Genomic DNA, 19,544 nt, shown 5'->3' on the forward strand with positions numbered 1-19,544 from the left:
AAACGATCATCCACCTTGCCTCCTTGGCACATTGAAGCGCGCGCTCTAGCAATCGTACTGCCTTAATTGCCGCGAAAATTCCGGCAAACCGTCAATACCGCTGCTTTCAGCCCGCCGGCACCAATCCTCCAATTGGCTGGACAACAGCGCGGTGGAACAGGCGGAACGCTCCCACAGCGAGGCAAGCTCGCGCCTCATCGTGTAAATGGTATTCAGCGCCATACTGAGCGGCAGCACCCGTTCTAAAAGCTCGCCATCCGGCAGCGGTTCCCGCGCGGCATGCCGCAACCAGCAACGAACCGCCTCCAGCCCCGCAGCCACATACAGACCTTCCAGCCGGCGCAACTCCACAGACGCAGCCCGGCGCAGGGCGTGATCGAACCGCTCCAATACCAGATAACGATGGGCAATGACTGCATTAATGGTCTTCTCATCGCAATGCAGCTTGAGCGGATTCTGGCGCAGGGGGGGCACTGGCTGGCGCACCATGGACAAACGCAAGCAGGCGAGCAAGCGGATGTACGCCCAACCGATATCGAATTCCCACCACCGGGCCGACAGTTTGGGAGAGGTAACATAAGCGTGGTGATTGTTATGCAGCTCCTCGCCCCCGATCAGCACTCCCCACGGCACGATGTTGCGCGAAGAGTCGTTGGTCGCAAACAAGCGATAGCCCCAGTAATGGCCGATGCCATTGATAACGCCCGCGGCAAAAATGGGAATCCACAGCATCTGTACCGCCCAAACAGTCAATCCGACAGGGCCGAACAACAATAGGTCGATCAGCAGCATCAAGCCCACCCCCAGAGCGGAGTGGTTGGTGTAAAGCCGTCGCTCGAGCCAATCATCCGGGGTGTTGCCGCCATAATGCTCCAGCATCGCTTGGTCACCGGCCGCGCGGCGGTACAGCTCGCTGCCTTGCAGCAAAACCGTCGTGAGCCCGAAACGCAGCGGACTGTGCGGATCGCCCGGGGTATCGGTCATTGCATGATGCTTGCGGTGAATGGCGATCCATTCACGGGTCACCATCCCAGTGGTCAGCCACAGCCAGAACCGAAAAAAATGGCTAGCCAGCGGATGCAGCTGCAAGGCCTGGTGCGCCTGATGCCGGTGAAGAAAGATGGTGACAGAGGCAATGGTGACGTGGGTGAGCCCCAGCGTCGCCAGGACAAGCCCCCACCAGGGCAGATCAAGTAGGCTCAGTTGCATGCAACCTCCTTGGCAAGTAGCGAGCCGCCGCTTGTCGCTTAACCGGCGCCGCTTGCGGTGCGCAAGTCGGCTTCCGCAGAGCCCGCATGATTGACGGCCGCAGTCGACGCGACGCTTCGGCCGGATGCAGGCTTTTTCAACGCAGTGGCCTGCGGATTCAAACTATCCACCATCGCGCTGGGGATCAGAATCGTCGTGCCGCGCTCCTTGGTGGTTTCATAGATAATGTTCATCGCCCGCAATTGCAGCGCTGCCGGATGTTCCGCGTAGATATTCGCCGCCTCGACAAACTTGCTGGCTATTTCCGCTTCGGCGGAACCCAGAATAATCCGGGCCTGTTTTTCGCGCTCGGCCTGCGCCTGGCGAGACATGGCGTCCTGCAGCGCCTCCGGAATGGCGACATCGCGGATTTCCACCGAGCGCACGGTAATGCCCCATTCCGCGGTTTTCTCAGCGATCTTGCCGCACAGGTCCTGCACCATGCTTTGACGGTCGCTGAGCAGTATCGCCAACATCGAGGAACCTATCATTTCGCGTAGCGAAGTCTGCGCGACTCGATCAATCGCCTGGCTATAGTCGGTAATGGCCAAGGCCGCTTTTTTCGCGTCATGCACATGCCAGAAGATGATCGCATCCACATTCACTGGCACCGTGTCGCGGGTCAGCGCCTGCTCGGCATTGAAGGCGGTGGTCTGGATTCTTTCGTCTATGGTGGCCACCACGCGGTCCACGACCGGGATGATCAGGAACAGCCCGGGTCCGTTGACGCCGCGCAGCTTGCCAGCGCGCAGCACCACGCATTTCTGCCAGGTGTTGGCCATGCGCAAGGCTTGCGCCACGATCGCGGCGCATACCCAAAGCAAAATGGCCAGCAGCAGATAGCTGGACGCGTAGGCAAGCAGGCCAGATAAAAAGAAAACAGCGACAATGAACGAGGTGATGGGGTTCATGGCGGGACTCCTTGCCGAGGATTTGAGCGCCGGGCTGGCTATGCTTTAGCATCGGCTCGTTTGCCGCGTGCCATCTGTACGCTGTCATACATAGGGATGAATATCGAGGCCTTGTGTCATTTCAAGCACATCGCCGCTCCTGGGCGCAGAACGCAATAGACTGGGGCGATAACGTCCCGCCCCAACCCTCGCGCCTGTGACTCGCTTTCAGCTGCTGCTGCGCTACACCCAGACATTAATCACCCAGATGGGGCAAACAGCGGCATGCAATCGACATCATTCGCTGGATCAACAGTTATGCCGCTGGCTATGGCGGAGCCTGGATCGGCTGCAAGGCAATGAGTTGGTCATGACGCAGGAACTGATCGCCAATATGCTGGGCGCGCGCCGCGAGGGCGTCACCGAGGCCGCGCTCAAGTTGCAGAAGCCTGAGCTGATCCACTATGCGCGCGGCCATATCACCATTGTGTATCGAGGCGGACTGGAAAAGCGCACTTGCGAATGCTACGACGTCGTGAGAAAAGAGTATCAACGCTTGTTGGCCGTGCCGCTGTCGCGGCATTGAGTGCGCGGCATCGAGCAGCGGGCGGCGCGATGCCGCGACAAGGCAGACACGCTCACTGCCCCCAGCAGCTGCCGCAACACATTTGGGCAGAATGCCACCATGGCGGTAATACTCCATCTCCACCGGGGTGTCGATGCGCAGCAGCAACGGCAGTTGCCGGGTCCGTCCATCCGGACTCCGCGCCGTCAACGTCACCGCTTGCCGCAGCTGGATGCCCTGCTCCAGCCCGCTCAAATCGAACACTTCATCGCCTTTCAAGCCGGCCGCGCTGTCGGGACCGGCAACACCTCCATGCCCACCAGCTTGGAGCGGTGGATGCGCACGAAGCTGCGGACAATGACCGCTTTCACTCCCAGTAGTCGAGTGCCTTTGGCTGCCCAGTCACGGCTGGAGCCAGTGCCGTGCTCCTCGCCAGCGAAGATCAGTGTTGGCGTGGGTACCTTCAGATAGTGATGTGGCGCAGGGGAAATAGTCCATCAGTTCGCTACAAGCTTTGCAGATAGACTGCCAGGTTGTTCAAGTCATCCCCATTAAGTCCATGAATAATGGCTTGCATTGCCTCCGCGGAGGGGCTTTGGCCGGCGGAGAAAACATGCAGTTGCTTGAGCAGGCAGTCAGCATGCCGTCGACATTATCAGACAACAGGCTGGCGGACTCCCTCTCCGCCAGTAGAGCGCAATCAAGGGCTTTTTTGTTTCCTTCGAAAAATGCGCGACGATCCGCTCCAGATTGCCGCCATCCGGATGCCCTTACCCTCCCAAATCGCCAGACCCACACGCCCCCACCCCAGACTCAGCGCAACAAAAAAGGCGCGAATACGCGCCTTTTTTGATCAATCCCCGACAACGTCACGCCAGCGCGACGCCCTTTCTTCGAGTGCGGCCCGAGTGCAGGTAATCGGCGATGTAGTCCTGCGACACCTCGCCGCAATAGCGGCCAACCTCGTCCACCACCGGCATCCAGGTGAGGTTGTGCTCGTACAAGCGCGACAGCACGATGCGCAGGTTCTCGCCGACGCCAGCCGTCACTTCTATTCTATTGATCTTGTCGCGGCAGCGGCCATCGCCGCCGGACTTGGCGTCGCGGCGCTTGACGAAGCCCAGCGGCTCGCCGGACGCATCCACCACGGTCAGATGCAGCAGATCGGCGTCGTCCATCATGCCGTAGGCCGCGGACAGCGGGGTATCAAGCCGGGCGGTCAGCGTCTCCCGCTGCTCGGCCACCTCGCCGGCCTTCACCAGCAGCAGCCGCTTCAGCGTGCGGTCGTGGCCGACGAAGCTGGCGACGAAATCATCGGCCGGGCGCGCCAGCACTTCGTCCGCACCGGCGCACTGCACCATCCGCCCCTGGCGGAACACCGCGATGCGGTCGCCCAGCTTGATCGCCTCGTCGATGTCGTGGCTGACCAGCATCACCGTCTTGCCCAGCTGGCGCTGCATCTGCAGGAATTCGTTCTGGATCTGCTCGCGGTTGATCGGATCCACCGCGCCGAACGGCTCATCCATCAGCAATACCGGCGCATCGGCCGCCAGCGCGCGGATCACGCCGATGCGCTGCTGCTGGCCGCCCGACATCTCGCGCGGATAGCGCTGCAGGAAGCGGGCCGGATCCAGCGCCACCATATGCATCAGCTCGCGGGCGCGCTCGCGGCAGCGCTTCTTGTCCCAGCCCAGCATGCGCGGCACCACGGTGATGTTTTCCTCGATGGTCATATTGGGGAACAGTCCGATCTGCTGGATCACATAGCCGATGTGCCGGCGCAGCGTCACGGTGTCGATGCCGGCGGTGTCTTCGCCGCCTATCAGCACTTTGCCGGAAGTGGGCTCAATCAGGCGATTGATCATCTTCATCGTAGTGGTCTTGCCGCAACCGGACGGGCCGAGCAGCACGCAGATCTCGCCCTCGGCCACTTTCAGGCTGACATCGTCCACAGCCTTGAACACCTGGCCGTTCTTTTGGGTGAATTGCTTGCAGAGATTTTGCAGTTCTATCATCAGCGGATTCCTTTCGGTGTCAGCGCGCGCTGGGCGCGCAGCAGCAGCCAGTCCATGGCCACGGCGAGCAGGCTTACGGCGAGGGCGCCGGCGATCAGCTTGCGGATATCGCTCTGGCTGATGCCGTGCAGGATCAGCGTGCCCAGGCCGCCGGCGCCGACGATGGCGGCGATCGCCATCACGCCGATGTTCAGCACCACCGCGGTGCGGATGCCGCCGAAGATCACCGGCACCGCCAGCGGCAGTTCCACCCAGCGCAGGCGCTGCCAGAAAGTCAGGCCGATGCCGCGGCCCGCCTCGCGCACGCCGGGCTCCAGCTGCGTCAGCGCAGCGTGGGCGTTGCGCACGATGGGAAGCAGCGAATAAAGAAAAGCGGCGGTGACGGCGGGCACCGCGCCGATGCCGTGGCCGATCAGCGAAAACAGCGGAATCATCAGGCCGAACAGCGCGATCGCCGGAATGGTCAGCAGCACGGTGGCCAGGCTCAACACCACGTTGGCGATGGCGGGGAAGCGCACGATGGCAACGCCCAGCGGCACGCCCAGCAACACCGCGAGGCTGACGGCGATGCCGACCAGCGTCAGATGCTGCCCGGCCAGCGCGCCGATATAGGGCAGGTTGGCCAGCATGTAGCGGCCGGTTTCCAGCAGGGTCTCCATCACGCGCCCTCCTTCGCCAGGCCATGGCTGCGCAGGAACTCGGCCGCCACCTCTCGGACCGGGCGATGCCGGATATCCACCTCGGCGTTCATCGTCGACATCGCATCGTTGTCCAGCAAGGCGGACAGACGGTTCAGCTCGTCGGCGAGGCCGGGATTGCGGTCCAAAACCTCCTTGCGCACCACCGGCGTCGCCGCATAGGCCGGGAAGAAATTCAGGTCATCCTGCAACACCAGCAATTCGAAGCCCTTGATCCTGCCGTCGGTGGTATAGGCCAGGCCGGCATCGACAAAGCCGTCGCGGATGGCGTTGTACACCAAGCCGGAATCCATCTGCCGGATCTGCGGCCGGCTCAACCCCATGCCGTACAGCTGCTGCAGCGGCTTGAGGCCGTCCGGGCGGCCGGCGAATTCCATGTCGAAACCCAGCTGCCAGCGCTTGTCGCCGCCATTGTTCCGGTTCACCGCCCGCGCCAGGTCCGACAGCGTGCGCACGCCCTCCGCCTCGGCGCGATCGCGCTTCATCGCCAGCGCGTAGGTGTTGTTGAGCGCCGATGGGTTCAGCCAGATCAGGCCCTTGGGCTCGTCCAGGCGCTTGACCATGGCGTAAGCCTCCTCGTTGCTCAATTTCTGCTGGATGCCATGGTGGATGATCAGGCCGGTGCCGGTGTAATCCCACGCCAGGTCGATCTGGCCATGCTCCATCGCGTTGCGCAGGATCACGGTGGCGAGATCCGGCTTCTGGGCCACCTCATAGCCCTTGCCGCTCAGATACTGCGCGGTCAACTCGGACAGCAGGTGCTGTTCGGTGAAATTCTTGCTGCCCAGGGTCAGGCCGGCGGCCGCGGCCGCCGCGGGCAACAGCGCCATCGCCGCTCCCGCCAGACAGGCAGAAGCCAGCCAGCGTCGAAAACACGCAATCATTTTCATAGGTAATCCTTCCTGCAAGTCCGCTCAGGCCACGCCGCGCGCGGCGGCCAGGCGGCCGACCAGCGCCACCGACTGGTCCAGCGCCAACGCCATCAGCGCGGTGCCGCCGGCGCCCAGCAGCAAAGCCGTGTGGTTGTTGAGATAGATGCCGGGGAAGATCAGCTCGCCGTAGCTGCTGGCGCCGATCAGGAAGGCCAGCGGCGCGGTGCCGACGTTCAGCGCCAGCGCGATCCGCACGCCGGAGAGAATCACCGGCAAGGCATTGGGCAGTTCCACGCGCCACAACCGCTGCCGCGGCGTCATCCCCAGCGCGTCGGCCGCCTCCAGCAAGGCCGGCGGCAGGCCGGCCAGGCCGGAGTAGACATTGCGCACGATGGGCAGCAGGGATGCCAGGAACAAGGCGGCGATGGCCGGCGCGTCGCCGATGCCCACCACCACCATGGCCAGCGCCAGCACCGCCATCGGCGGCAGGGTGTTGCCGATATTGAAGATCTGCATCCAGGATTCGGCGCTGCGCCGCAAGCGCGGCCGGCTCAGCAGGATGCCGCTGGGCAAGCCCACCGCCAGCGCCAGCGCCATCGACGCGCCGACCAGATAAAGATGCCGCCCGCCCAGATAGACCAGGTCTTCGCGGTATTCCGCCCACACAGCCGGGCCAAGGCCGTAATACAGTCCCGCCGCCGCCAGGGCGGCCAGGATCAGCCAGATCATGCTGCGCTTGCCAAACGCTCTTTTGTGCATCTGCGTCCTCCTTGGCGGATAGCGACGACAAAACCGTCGGCGATCCCCTGTAATGATCGCGACAACCAGAGAGCTGCCAGTAGATTTTCAAGACATCCGGCCGAGCCGGATACGAGGTGCGTGAAACGCGGGAACGGGACAAGCCCGAAGATTGAGTGGCGCCTTGCGCGCCAAAGAACTTTGCAAACACTATAACATCACGCAAATCAACATGCAAACAATCTAATATTCAAAAAAACCATAATAATCTTGATATTGCGAAAAAAATATAATGGGAAACCTTACATTTGACCCAAACGTGCTGATGAATTTACAGCCATTAAGAGGCATTTCTTCGCAACCGAACTGGCCGTCTGCGCCACGGAAAATCCGCCGGATCTCTTGAAAAACAAACGGAATCCGCCTTCGCCATCAAAGACTGGGCAGCAGATCCCATCCTTCCCCCAGCCCTCCGCTCAAGCTGCGCAAAATATCCATTGTCATTAAAAATAAAATTTCATGGCTACCGCCTTCCATTTTATTTCCCAGGATGGACCAGACGCTCCCAGGCCTGGCCCAGACACGGCCCGCCCCTCGCCCGGAGTACCTAGACGAAGGACGCGGCCAGCGCCTTCCGGCCCGCAAACCATGAGGAAATGACGGAAGGAATATGTAGTCCAAAGACAAACCTTTCGTCCTGAAGTCTTGACCGGCGGACTGAAACCACATCCGTATTTCTACTAGAAATCATCCACTTGTCTTGATTGAAGGCCAAACGCCATTCAATTCGAGCCATCGCTCATGCCAAAAGGCAATGCGATGAACTAACTTGAATGGATGAGACGGTCCGCGCCTCGAGGGCGGACCCGAAATGGAGTCCGTGATGACAGAATCACAGTCAAAAAGACTGTTCGGTTTCGACAGGCGGATCGCGCTGCTCGGTCTGCTGCTGTGGGGCCTGCTGGCCGCGGCCGTCACCTGGATCGCCGGCGAGCACGAGCGCGAGCGCGCGCTGACCTCGATGCACAACCGGCTGGCCTCGCTCGCCCAACTGAGGCTGGAAATCCTGAGCCAGAGCCTGGAACGCTACAGCCAAAGCGTGCGCTTCCTGGCCGACACGCCGCCGGTGACGGGCCTGGCCCGCGCCAGCCTGAATCACGACTTCGACGCCGAAGAGCAAAGTTCCGGCGAGTTGTGGCGGCGGCGGCTGGCGGCCATCTTCCGGGCCTATGCCGCGACCACCCCGGAAACGCTGCAGCTGAGACTGATCGGCCTGGCGGACAACGCCCGCGAACTGGTGCACGTGCTCAATCACCGCGATGGCCCGGTCAGCCTGCCGGCGTCGGAAATGCAGCACAAGAACGACGCCGACTACTTCAAGCAGGCCATCCGCCTGTCCGCCGGTGAAGTCTATCTGTCCGACATCCGTCTCAGCCGGGACCGCAGCCGGAACGAAAAAGCCCCCCCGCTGCCGGTGCTAAGGCTGGCGACCCCTATCTACAACGGCGGCGGCAAGCCATTCGCCGTGCTGTCCATCAATGTCGACGCCCGCCATCTGATGTCCTATCTGCGGGTGGGCAGCGGCGAAAGACATGTCCGCGTCTACATCACCAATCAGAATGGCGACTTCCTCGACCATCCGGATCCGGAAAAGACCTTCGGCCAGGATCGAGGCAAACGCTGGCGCTGGCAGGACGAATTCCAGCCCCTTGATGTTCCAGACAGCCACGACGGCCTGCAACACCTGCAGTCATCCCATGGGGAAGTCTACGCAGTGACGCGCCGGCTGGCGCTGGCGCCCCAGAAGCGCGACGGACGTTATCTGGTCATCACCGAGGCGCTGCCCGAATCCATCATCGCAGACGCCGTTGCCACCGCGCGCCGCGACACCTTGCTGGCGATGTGGCTGGGTGGCCTGCTGGTGGCGGCGCTCGCCTGGGCGTACCAGCGCCAGCGCAACCGCTTGCACATGCAGATCCGCGAGATGAACGCCTCGCTGGAAACCGAGGTGCAGCAGCGGACGCAGGAAATCCGCCGTTACGCCGCATTGCAGCGGGCCATCTTCAATGACGCCAGTTACGCCATCGTCGCCACCGACCAGTCCGGCCTGGTCACGCTGTTCAATCCGGCGGCGGAGACGCTGCTGGCCGAAAGCTCCAGCGAAGTCGTCGGGCGCCGCCGCCTCATCGACTGGCTGGACGCATCGGAGCTGGAACGGCATTCCCGGCAGCAGGCCGAGCAAAGCCACGCCCTGCCCGCAAGCGCTTTCGAAACGCTGGTATCCGGCTCCCGCGGCGGCCGGTCCAGCCAGCAGGAATGGACCGTTACCGCCAGCGACGGCCGCCGCATACCGGTGTCGATCGCGATGACGGAGCTGCGCGACGACGACGGCGAGCTGCAGGGTTTTCTCGGCATGGCGGCGGACATCTCCGCCCAGCAGCAGTACCAACGCGAATTGATGAGCGCCCGCGACCAGTTGGGCAAGGCTGCCGAAGTCGCCGAACTCGGCATCTGGACCTGGTGGCTGGCGGACGATTCGCTGGAGTTGAATCCGCGGATGTTCGACATGTACAGCTTTCCGCCAGAGTTGCGGCATGGCGGCCTGACTTACCTGCATTGGCGCAGCCGACTCCACCCCGACGACGTCGACGACGTCGAATACCAGCTGCGGGAGGCTATCGCCGGCCGCGGCACATACGCCCCGGCCTTCCGCATCGTGTTGCCGGACGGGCAGATCCGGCACATCCAGGCCGGCGCGCTGGTCGAGTTCGACGACGACAATCGGCCGTATCGCGTCACCGGCATCAATCGCGACATCACCATCCAGCACAATGTCGAAACCACGCTGCGCGAGGCCAAGGAAACCGCCGAGGCCGGCAGCCGGGCCAAAGCCAACTTCCTGTCCAATATGAGCCACGAGATCCGCACGCCGATGAATGCCGTGCTCGGCCTCGCCTATCTGCTGGAGAAACACGGCCTGCCGGCCGAGGCGCTGGATCTGGTGCACAAGATCCGCGTCGCCGGCCGCTCGCTGCAGGCCATCATCAACGACATCCTGGACTTCTCCAAGATCGAGGCCGGCAATCTGGAGATCGAGCGGGCCCCGTTCCGTCTCGCCGACGTGCTGGACAACCTGTCCACCATCATGAGCACCAATGTCGGCAACCGCGATGTCGAACTGATCATCGCGCCGCCTCCGTCTGACATCGACTATCTTCGCGGCGACGCGCTCAGGCTGGAGCAAGTGCTGATCAACCTGACCAGCAACGCGATCAAGTTCACCGAGCAGGGCCACGTCAAAGTCACCATCCAGCCGCTGGAGGTCCGGCCGAAGCAAGTACGGTTGCGCTTCGCGGTGGAAGACACCGGCATCGGCATTGCCCAGTCCAAACAGCGCGAACTGTTCCGGCCCTTCACCCAGGCCGACGCCTCCACCACCCGCCGCTTCGGCGGCACCGGCCTGGGGCTGGCCATCAGCCAGCGGCTGGTGGCGCTGATGGGCGGCGAGATCGGCCTGGACAGCGAGCCTGGCCTCGGCAGCACTTTCTGGTTCACGCTGCGCCTTCCCCGCGAGCAGGGCGTCAGGCTCTCCTCGCCGGAAATGGCCAATCTCAATGTGTTGATCGCCGACGACAACCCCATCGCGCGCGAGACGCTGGGCGTCACCGCCAATGAACTCGGCTGGAAAACGCTCGCCGTCGACTCCGGCCGGCTGGCGGTGGACCAGGTGATCGCCGCGCTGGGCAGGAACCAGGCGGTCGACGTGGTGATCCTTGACTGGAAAATGCCGGGCATGGACGGCCTGGAGGCAGCCCAGGCCATCCGCCTGGCCTGCCGCGGCAAACACATGCCCATCATCCTGATGGCCACCGCCTATTCTCGCGAGATCCTGCAGGCCGAACCCGCCGCCGACACGGTGACCGAGGTGCTGAACAAGCCGGTAACGCCGTCAGGGTTGTACAACGCCGTCGCCCGCGCGCTGCGGCCGCAGCAGGCCGCGCCGAAAATCCCGCCGCCGGCGCAGCATGCCGGCCGACTGCATGGCTTGAGGCTGCTGGTGGTGGACGACAGCGACATCAACCGCGAAGTGGCGCAGCGCATCTTCGAGGACGAAGGCGCCACGGTCTCGCTGGCCAACAATGGACGGGAAGCGCTGGACTGGCTGCTGCTGCACGGCGACGAGGTGGACATCGTGCTGATGGACGTGCAGATGCCGGTGATGGACGGCTATGAAGCCACGCGGCAGATACGCGCCACTCCGGCGCTGACCCATATTCCGGTGGTGGCGCTGACCGCCGGCGCCTTCCAGGCGCAGCAGGACGCCGCGCGCGAAGCGGGCATGAGCGACTACATCGCCAAACCCTTCGATGTCGAAATCGCCATCGGCCAGTTGCGCCGGCTGGTCGGCCGCCAAACCACCGCACCGACGGGCGAGTCCTCAGCCAGCCAGGCGACGCTGCAATCGGACCTGCCCGGGCTGGCGATCTCGCGCGGGTTGCAGATCTGGCGCGACGCCGACGTGTACCGGCAATACCTGCGCAAGTTCGCTCGCGACTACGGCGACAGCGCCGTAACCATGCGCCTGGCCGGCAAGGTTGTCGCGCAGGCGCTGGCCCACAAACTGAAAGGCGCCGCCGGCAACCTGGCGCTGGACGAGGTGTCGGCGCGCGCCGCCGACGTGGAAAACCGGCTGCTGGCCGGCAGCGACCCCGGCCCGGCGCTGGACGCCTTGCGCATCGCGCTGGCGCGGGCGCTGGACTCCATTTCGCGCTACGCGCCGGCGACGCAGGCCGGCGAGACCGCAAGCGCCCCCGCCGCCGACGCCGAACAGTTGAAGCCGCTGCTTCTCCAAACGCTGCAGGCCTTCAACCGCGACGATCCCGCCGCGGTGGAGCCGGTGCTGGACCAGCTGGCCGCCTTGCTGCCGGACAAGCAGGTGGCGCCGCTGCGCGACGCGGCGGAGAACTTCGATTTCCGCGGCGGCGAGGCCGCCACCCAAGCCCTGGCGGAAACGCTGGGCCTTTCCCAGGAACGGTGACACATGCAGCCCTCCCCTCCCTTGCTCGTTGTCGACGACGAACCGCAGAATCTGGCGGCGATGCGCCAGGTGCTGGCGCCGCAATATCCCCTGGTTTTCGCCCGCAACGGCGCCGAAGCGCTGGCCGCCGCAGCCAAGCATCGGCCCTCGCTGGTTCTGCTGGATATCCAGATGCCGGACATGGACGGCTACGAGGTCTGCCGCCGCCTCAAGAAAGATCCGCAATCCTCCGCCACCCCGGTGATATTCGTCACCTCGCTGGCGGAAATCGGCAACGAGGCGGCCGGTTTCGACGCCGGCGCGGTGGACTATCTGGTCAAGCCGGTTTCGCCATCCATCGTGCAGGCGCGGGTTCGCACCCATCTATCGCTGGTTCAAGCCACCCAGCTGGAGAAAAGCCACCGCGACGCGATCTACATGCTGGGCCAGGCCGGCCACTTCAACGATACCGACACCGGCGTCCACATCTGGCGGATGGCGGCGTATTCCGCGATGCTGGCCTCGACCGGCGGCTGGGACGCGCCCTCCTGCCATCTGCTGGAACTGGCAGCGCCCATGCACGACACCGGCAAGCTGGGCATACCGGACGCCATTCTGCGCAAGCCCGGGCCGTTGACGCCGGAAGAGTGGGAAGTCATGAAAACCCATACCCGGATCGGCCACGACATCCTGATCCGCAGCGAAGCCCCGGTATTCAGGCTGGCGGCGGAAATCGCGTTGCACCACCATGAGAAATGGGACGGCAGCGGCTATCCTGACGGACTGGCCGGAGAGGCCATTCCCGAATCGGCGCGCATCATTTCGCTGGCCGACGTGTTCGACGCGCTGACGATGCGCCGTCCCTACAAGGATGCCTGGCCGATGGAAAAAGCGCTGGCCACGCTGCGCCAGGGCAGCGGCGTCCATTTCGAGCCCAGGCTGGTTGAAGTCTTCGACGCCACTCTGCCCAAGCTGCTGGAAATCAAGGAAATATGGGGAAATCTCTCCCAACAGGCGGAGCACGACGTGCTGATGCTGTTCTGACGAGAGCCGCCGCGCGATGCCAGGAAGGAAGCCCCTGGCCTTGCCGCGCCCAGCGGTCCGAACGCTCTCGAAGCGCGGCCGGCGGCGCTAAACCGCCTCGACGTTGTTGTGCACCTCGCTATCGCGCAGCACCACCTGAGCCCACACCACCGAATCCAGGTAATACTGGTTGGCCAGGTCCAGATCGAAGTCCAGCACCCTGGCCAGCGCCTCGATCTGCGCGTTGTCGCCCTGTTCGCAAGCCATCGCCAGCGACAGGTGCGGCGAGAAGATGCCCTTGCCCTCCACCACCGCCTCCCTCACCGTCAGCGGCAGCTCCAGCGGGTCCAGCACATCAGGAAAGGGTTGGTTGAGCAGCACGTCCAGCAGCGAGAACATCCCGGTCAGGAACAGGTGCTCGGCCTCCAGCTTGTTGCCGCGATAGCCGCCCAGCTTCTCCATGAAGCGGGCGCGGATCAACGACTTCTCCATCAGCGAGATCGCGGTGCCGTCCTCCTTGCGCGAGGTGAACAGCAGCATGGACAGCCATTTGAACAGCGTCTCCCGCCCCAGCAGCAGCAGAGTTTCCTCTATTGTCTGCACCTTGCGCGACAAGCCGTGTATCGGCGAATTGATGAAGCGCAGCAGCTTGAACAGCAGCACCGAATCCAGCTTGAATTGGGCTTCCACTTCCTTGGGATCGGCGCTGGTGCGCAGCAGGCGCATGATCTGCAGCACGCGGGTCTGGTTGGTGTCCACCTTGCCGCCCTCCAGCGCATGGGCGGTGGTGACGAAGGGGCCGTGGAACAAGGCGAACCGGTTGTTGCCCGGCCCGCGCAGGCAAACGTCCATGTCCTCTGCGGTGCCGACGTTGCGCGCCATCCAGCGCGCCCCCGGATAGCGTTTGGGCAACTGATCCAGGATGGGCGCCAGCACCCGGGTGGACGGACCGGCGAAATCCAGCACCATGAAGTCTACCCGGCTGAACAGATCGGCCTGCAATCCCGGACTCAGCATGTTCTGGTCGTAGGCGGCGGGCTCCAGCGCGAAGCGCAGGCCAAGCTTCTGCAGCTCGTCCAGCTGGCGCAGCATGTGCTCCGCCACCTCCATGCCCGGCAGCGGCTCCAGCACGAAGATCACGCTGCCCGCCGGCATGCCGCGCAGCTGCGGGTCGTCGAGCGAGGTCATCGCGATGTGGACGAAGGCGCGGCGGTAGGCCAGCAGCCGGAAGATGTCCATATTGTGCAGCGTGGCCAGCAGCAGCCGGTCGAACTCCTGCTGTTTGCCGGCCTCGATGTTGCGCTTGCCCTGGCGGACGAAGAAATCATAGGCGACCACGCGCTGCTGGCGATCCATCACCGGCTGGTGGGACACAAAGCCGAGCGTGGCGGGCAGATCGGCCGGCTCCTCCTCCTCCGGCGGGGGGATGATGATATCGGGCGGCTCCGGCCTCGCGTCCTGATGCGGGGCCTCTTCCTCATGCGCGTTCTTCTTCAGACGTCCGGCCAATCCATCTATCAGATTTTTCAGCATGGTGTCATCCCAGGGTTGAACTGGCCTCGAGCCGCCCGGCCGGTATATGTGCATTCTAGCCGATATGACCCGCAATTCTCGGCGTTTCCACCCGCACATCGCCGCATTGCGCGCGGTGGCGCAAGGCATGGTCGATCAGCACCAAGGCCAGCATCGCCTCGGCGATCGGCGTGGCGCGGATGCCGACGCAGGGATCGTGGCGGCCGTGGGTTTCCATCGTTATCGCCTCGCCTTGCTTGTTGATCGAGCGGCGCGGCTGGGCGATGGACGACGTCGGTTTGATCGCGATCGATACATCGATCTGCTGGCCGGTGGAGATGCCGCCCAGCACGCCGCCGGCGTGGTTGCTGGCGAAGCCTTGCGGCGTCAGCTCGTCGCCATGCTCGCTGCCGCGCTGGGTCACGCAGCCGAAGCCGGCGCCGATCTCCACGCCCTTGACCGCGTTGATGCTCATCATCGCGTAAGCGATGTCGGCATCCAGGCGGTCGAACACCGGCTCGCCCCAGCCCACCGGCACATTGTCCGCCACCACGCGCAGCCGCGCGCCGATGGAATCCAGGCTCTTGCGGATGGAGTCCATATATTCCTCCAGCCGCGGCACGATGTCCGGATCGGCGCTGAAGAAGGGATTGCCGCCCACATGCTCCCAGCCCTTGAACGGCATCGGCACTTCGCCGATCTGGGTCATGTGGCCGCGAATGACGATGCCGTATTTTTCGCTCAGCCACTTCTTGGCGATGGCGCCGGCCGCGACGCGCACCGCGGTCTCGCGCGCCGAGGAGCGGCCGCCGCCGCGCGGATCGCGGGTGCCGTATTTATGCCAGTAGCAGTAATCGGCGTGGCCGGGGCGGAAAGTCTCGGCGATATTGCCGTAATCCTTGCTGCGCTGGTCGGTGTTGCGGATCAGCAGCGCGATCGGCGTGCCGGTGGTCTTGCCCTCGTAGACGCCGGACAGGATTTCGACGGTGTCCGGCTCGCGGCGCTGGGTCACGTGGCGGCTGGTGCCGGGCTTGCGGCGGTCCAGCTCCGTCTGGATGTCCGCCTCGGTCAAGGCCAGTCCCGGCGGACAACCGTCCACCACGCAGCCTATGCCCGGCCCGTGGCTCTCGCCGAAGGAAGTCACCGTAAACAATCGTCCCATGCTGCTGCCTGACATCTGCTTTCCCCTGCCGCTGATTGCGTATCGTCATCGATTCTAGCATGGCATCCGCCGGCGGCAGGCTACGATGGGGGATTGAATCCCGGCGCCGGCGCTGGCATTCTTTTTGCATAAACGGGCGATGCGGGAATGCCCGCCCTTCCCGACGGGAAGGCCATCCAATCGGACAGGAGTCTGCCATGAACGCATCGACACCCGGCCTCGCGCGCAAGCTCGGCGGCTGGCAACTATGGGGCATCGCCGTGGGGCTTGTGATTTCCGGCGAATACTTCGGCTGGAGCTACGGCTGGGCGCAGGCCGGCACGCTGGGCTTTCTGTGCGCCACGCTGTTCGTCGCGCTGATGTACGCAGCCTTCATCTTCAGTTTCACAGAACTGACCACCGCCATCCCGCACGCCGGCGGGCCCTTCGCCTACGCCCGCCGCGCCTTCGGTTCGCTGGGCGGCTTCATCGCCGGTTTCGCCACCCTGTGCGAATTCGTGTTCGCGCCGCCGGCCATCGCGCTGGCCATCGGCGCCTACCTCAATGTCCAATTCCCATCGCTGGCGCCCAAATGGACCGCCTGCGGCGCCTATCTGGCCTTCATGGCGCTGAACATCGCCGGGGTCGGCATCGCCGCGATGTTCGAGCTGGCGGTCACGCTGCTGGCCATCTTCGAACTGCTGGTGTTCATGGGCGTGGTGGCGCCCGGCTTCAGTTGGGACAACTTCATGCGCCACGGCTGGGCCGGACAGGACGCCTTCCATTGGGGCGCCGTCGGCGGCATGTTCGCCGCCTTGCCGTTCGCGATCTGGTTCTTCCTGGCGATTGAAGGCGCGGCGATGGCGGCCGAAGAAGCCAAGGACCCGGCGCGCACCATCCCGCGCGCCTACATCGCCGGCATCCTCACCCTGGTGGCGCTGGCTTTCGGCGTGATGGTGATGGCCGGCGGCGCCGGCGACTGGAGCCGGCTGGCCAATATCAACGACCCGCTGCCGCAGGCGATGAAGCTGATCGTGGGCGAGCACAGCGGCTGGCTGCACATGCTGGTGTGGCTGGGCCTGTTCGGCCTGGTGGCATCGTTCCACGGCATCATCATGGGCTATTCGCGGCAAATCTTCGCGCTGGCGCGGGCCGGCTACCTGCCGCGCGCGCTGGCCGCCGTCCATCCGCGCTTCAAGACGCCGCACCGCGCCATACTGGCCGGCGGCGCGGTCGGCATCGCCGCCATCTTCAGCGACGATCTGGTGCAGATCGCCGGCCAGCCGCTGACCGCCAACATCGTCACGCTGTCGGTGTTCGGCGCCATCGTCATGTACATCGTGTCGATGCTGGCGCTGTTCCGGCTGCGCGGCCGCGAGCCGGCCCTGCCCCGGCCGTTCTCCGCGCCCGCTTATCCGTGGCTGCCGGCGCTGGCGCTGGGCTGTTCGCTGATCTGCCTGGTCGCCATGGTCTATTACAACCGGCTGCTGGCCGGCATCTTCGCCGCGATGCTGGCCGCCGGCTACCTGTACTTCCTCGCCACTGCCCGCCAGCGCGCCGAAGCCGGCATCGACGCTCAGCTGCAAGGTTCGGCCGAGATTGCCGCCCAGGCCTCCCCCACCATCCGGAGCCAGACATGAGCCACGCCATCGCCATAGGCCCGCGCCGCTATCGTTTCGCCGACCTGAAGACGCTGATGGCGCGCGCCAGCCCGCTGCGCTCCGGCGACCAGCTGGCCGGCGTCGCCGCCGCCAGCGCCGAGGAGCGGGTGGCGGCGCAAATGTGCCTGGCCGACCTGCCGCTGACCGTCTTTCTCAACCAGGCGCTGATCCCGTACGAGGAAGACGAAGTCACCCGGCTGATCCTGGACAGCCACGACGACGCCGCCTTCGCCGCCGTCGCCCACCTGACCGTGGGCGGCCTGCGCGACTGGCTGCTGTCCGACGCCGCCACCGCGGAAACGCTGGCGGCGCTGGCTCCCGGCCTCACGCCGGAAATGGCGGCGGCCGTGTCCAAGCTGATGCGCAACCAGGATCTGGTGCTGGCGGCGAGGAAATGCCGCGTCGTGACCGCCTTCCGCAATACCCAAGGCCTGCCGGGACGGATGGGCGTGCGGCTGCAGCCCAACCATCCGGCAGACGACGCGCGCGCCATCGCCGCCGCCACCCTGGACGGCCTGCTCTACGGCGCCGGCGACGCGGTGATCGGCATCAATCCGGCCGGCGACAGCCCGGACGATATCCGGAGCTTGCTGACGCTGCTGGACGAGGTGCGCCAGCGCTACGCCATCCCCACCCAAAACTGCGTGCTGACCCACGTCACCAGCACGCTGGACCTGATCCGCCAGGGCGCGCCGGTGGACCTGGTATTCCAGTCGATAGCCGGCACCGAGAAAGCCAACGCCGGCTTCGGCGTCAGCCTCGCCGTGCTGGACGAGGCGCATCAGGCGGCGCGGGAGCTGAAGCGCGGCACGGTGGGCGGCAACCTGATGTATTTCGAGACCGGCCAGGGCAGCGCGCTGTCGGCCAACGCCCACTGGGGCGTGGACCAGCAGACCTGCGAGGCGCGCGCCTACGCGGTGGCGCGCCGCTACTCGCCGCTGCTGGTCAACACCGTGGTCGGCTTCATCGGCCCGGAGTATCTGTACAACGGCAAGCAAATCATCCGCGCCGGGCTGGAAGACCATTTCTGCGGCAAGCTCATGGGCCTGCCGATGGGCTGCGACATCTGCTATACCAACCACGCCGAGGCCGACCAGGACGACATGGACGCGCTGTTGACGCTGCTGGGCGCGGCCGGCGTGCACTTCATCATCGGCGTGCCCGGCGCCGACGACATCATGCTGGGCTACCAGAGCACCTCCTTCCACGACGCGCTCTACCTGCGCAATACGCTGGGGCTGAAGCGCGCGCCGGAGTTCGAGGACTGGCTGGAAACGATGGAAATCACCCGCGGCGGCAGGCTGCTGCCGCAGGACAGGCGGCAACGGCTGCTGGCGATGATGGAGGGCGTGGCGTGAAAGAAAAACAAAATCCCGTCACCGAAGACGGCTGGGGCGAGCTGTCCCGCCTCACCGCCGCCCGCATCGCGCTTGGCCGCGCCGGCAGCAGCCTGCCCTGCCGCGAAACGCTGCGCTTCGCGCTGGCCCACGCCCAGGCGCGCGACGCGGTGCATACGCCGCTGGATTCCGCCGCGCTGGCCGGCGAACTGGCGGCAGACGGCCACCGCGTCATCGACGTCCGCAGCGCCGCCGGGAGCCGCGCCGAATACCTGCAGCGGCCGGACCTGGGCCGCAGGCTGGACGACGCCAGCCGCGCGCGGCTGCTGGCGGAAGCGGACAAGGGCTGCGACCTGCTGATCCTCATCGCCGACGGCCTGTCCTCGCGCGCGCCCGCCCTGCACGCGGTGCCGCTGCTGCGCGAGCTGCTGCCGCGGGTGCGGGAGATGGGCTTGAGCGTCGGCCCGCTGCTGATCGCGCGCGAGGCGCGGGTGGCGCTGGGCGACGAAGCCGGGGAAATCATGGGCGCAAGAATGACGGCGATGCTGATAGGAGAACGACCCGGCTTGAGCTCGCCGGACAGCCTGGGCCTGTACCTGACCGCCGCGCCGCGCGCCGGCCGCAGCGACGCCGAGCGCAACTGCATTTCCAATGTGCGGCCGGACGGCCTGCCCTATCCGCTGGCGGCCTTCAAGCTGGCCTGGCTGATAGACGCCGCGCTGCGCCAGCCCACCGGGGTGGGACTGAAAGACGGCAGCGCGGCAGATCTGCGCTGGGCGGCGCTGTTGGCGAGGCAGGCTGGCTTGATCAAGAGCTAAAAGCCTGCT

General features: G+C 64.9%; 15 protein-coding genes. 6 read left to right on the forward strand and 9 right to left on the reverse strand.

Annotated elements, in window-relative coordinates:
* Positions 1-45: 45 nt before the first annotated feature.
* Both VL52_RS12350 and VL52_RS12355 read right to left on the reverse strand, forming a co-directional pair.
* Positions 46-1,209: a DesA family fatty acid desaturase gene (locus tag VL52_RS12350; RefSeq protein ID WP_046157314.1), complete on the reverse strand. Its 1,164-nt coding sequence runs from the start codon at positions 1,207-1,209 to the stop codon at positions 46-48.
* 38 nt (positions 1,210-1,247) lie between these two features.
* Complete coding sequence (locus VL52_RS12355; protein ID WP_046157315.1) at positions 1,248-2,159, reverse strand: slipin family protein; 912 nt, start codon at positions 2,157-2,159, stop codon at positions 1,248-1,250.
* 247 nt (positions 2,160-2,406) lie between these two features.
* On the opposite strand from VL52_RS12355, the gene VL52_RS12360 reads away from it, so the two are divergent.
* Positions 2,407-2,724, forward strand: a complete 318-nt coding sequence (locus VL52_RS12360; protein ID WP_200896008.1) for a Crp/Fnr family transcriptional regulator — start codon at positions 2,407-2,409, stop codon at positions 2,722-2,724.
* Positions 2,725-2,978: 254 nt separating this feature from the next.
* On the opposite strand, the gene VL52_RS25380 is transcribed toward VL52_RS12360, so the two are convergent.
* The 5 genes from VL52_RS25380 to VL52_RS12385 form a co-directional block, all read right to left on the reverse strand.
* The gene (locus VL52_RS25380) at positions 2,979-3,194 is read right to left on the reverse strand and encodes a hypothetical protein (protein WP_326980822.1); all 216 of its coding nucleotides are present in this window, start codon (positions 3,192-3,194) and stop codon (positions 2,979-2,981) included.
* A gap of 378 nt (positions 3,195-3,572) precedes the next feature.
* Complete coding sequence (locus VL52_RS12370; RefSeq protein WP_046157317.1) at positions 3,573-4,718, reverse strand: osmoprotectant ABC transporter ATP-binding protein OsmV; 1,146 nt, start codon at positions 4,716-4,718, stop codon at positions 3,573-3,575.
* The gene (locus tag VL52_RS12375) at positions 4,718-5,365 is read right to left on the reverse strand and encodes an ABC transporter permease (protein ID WP_046157341.1); all 648 of its coding nucleotides are present in this window, start codon (positions 5,363-5,365) and stop codon (positions 4,718-4,720) included. Before VL52_RS12375 ends, VL52_RS12370 begins: the two co-directional genes overlap by 1 nt.
* Before the next feature lie 11 nt (positions 5,366-5,376).
* The gene (locus VL52_RS12380; protein WP_082113733.1) at positions 5,377-6,306 is read right to left on the reverse strand and encodes a glycine betaine ABC transporter substrate-binding protein; all 930 of its coding nucleotides are present in this window, start codon (positions 6,304-6,306) and stop codon (positions 5,377-5,379) included.
* A 24-nt stretch (positions 6,307-6,330) separates the two neighbouring features.
* Positions 6,331-7,047, reverse strand: a complete 717-nt coding sequence (locus VL52_RS12385; RefSeq protein WP_046157319.1) for an ABC transporter permease — start codon at positions 7,045-7,047, stop codon at positions 6,331-6,333.
* Positions 7,048-7,909: 862 nt separating this feature from the next.
* Between VL52_RS12385 and VL52_RS12390 the strand changes: the two genes are divergently transcribed.
* Complete coding sequence (locus VL52_RS12390; RefSeq protein ID WP_160298941.1) at positions 7,910-12,064, forward strand: response regulator; 4,155 nt, start codon at positions 7,910-7,912, stop codon at positions 12,062-12,064.
* Between the two features lie 3 nt (positions 12,065-12,067).
* Positions 12,068-13,087, forward strand: coding sequence for an HD domain-containing phosphohydrolase (locus VL52_RS12395; protein WP_046157320.1), 1,020 nt, complete (start codon positions 12,068-12,070; stop codon positions 13,085-13,087).
* An 87-nt stretch (positions 13,088-13,174) separates the two neighbouring features.
* Here VL52_RS12395 and VL52_RS12400 read toward each other — a convergent pair whose 3' ends face one another.
* The gene (locus VL52_RS12400; protein ID WP_046157343.1) at positions 13,175-14,599 is read right to left on the reverse strand and encodes an EAL and HDOD domain-containing protein; all 1,425 of its coding nucleotides are present in this window, start codon (positions 14,597-14,599) and stop codon (positions 13,175-13,177) included.
* A gap of 55 nt (positions 14,600-14,654) precedes the next feature.
* On the reverse strand, positions 14,655-15,755 hold the full coding sequence (gene aroC / locus VL52_RS12405) for a chorismate synthase (RefSeq protein ID WP_046157321.1): 1,101 nt from the start codon (positions 15,753-15,755) through the stop codon (positions 14,655-14,657).
* Positions 15,756-15,937: 182 nt separating this feature from the next.
* Here aroC and eat point away from each other — a divergent pair, with 182 nt between their 5' ends.
* The 3 genes from eat to eutC are packed head-to-tail and all read left to right on the forward strand — an operon-like array spanning position 15,938 to position 19,535.
* On the forward strand, positions 15,938-17,359 hold the full coding sequence (gene eat / locus VL52_RS12410; RefSeq protein ID WP_046157322.1) for an ethanolamine permease: 1,422 nt from the start codon (positions 15,938-15,940) through the stop codon (positions 17,357-17,359).
* Positions 17,356-18,738 (forward strand): ethanolamine ammonia-lyase subunit EutB, encoded by a 1,383-nt coding sequence (locus VL52_RS12415; protein ID WP_046157323.1) that lies wholly within the window; start codon positions 17,356-17,358, stop codon positions 18,736-18,738. The genes eat and VL52_RS12415 overlap by 4 nt, the downstream gene beginning before the upstream one ends.
* Complete coding sequence (eutC, locus tag VL52_RS12420) at positions 18,735-19,535, forward strand: ethanolamine ammonia-lyase subunit EutC (protein WP_046157324.1); 801 nt, start codon at positions 18,735-18,737, stop codon at positions 19,533-19,535. Before VL52_RS12415 ends, eutC begins: the two co-directional genes overlap by 4 nt.
* Positions 19,536-19,544 lie beyond the last annotated feature (9 nt).

The organism is Chromobacterium vaccinii (assembly GCF_000971335.1).
Classification (GTDB): Bacteria; Pseudomonadota; Gammaproteobacteria; order Burkholderiales; family Chromobacteriaceae; genus Chromobacterium; species Chromobacterium vaccinii.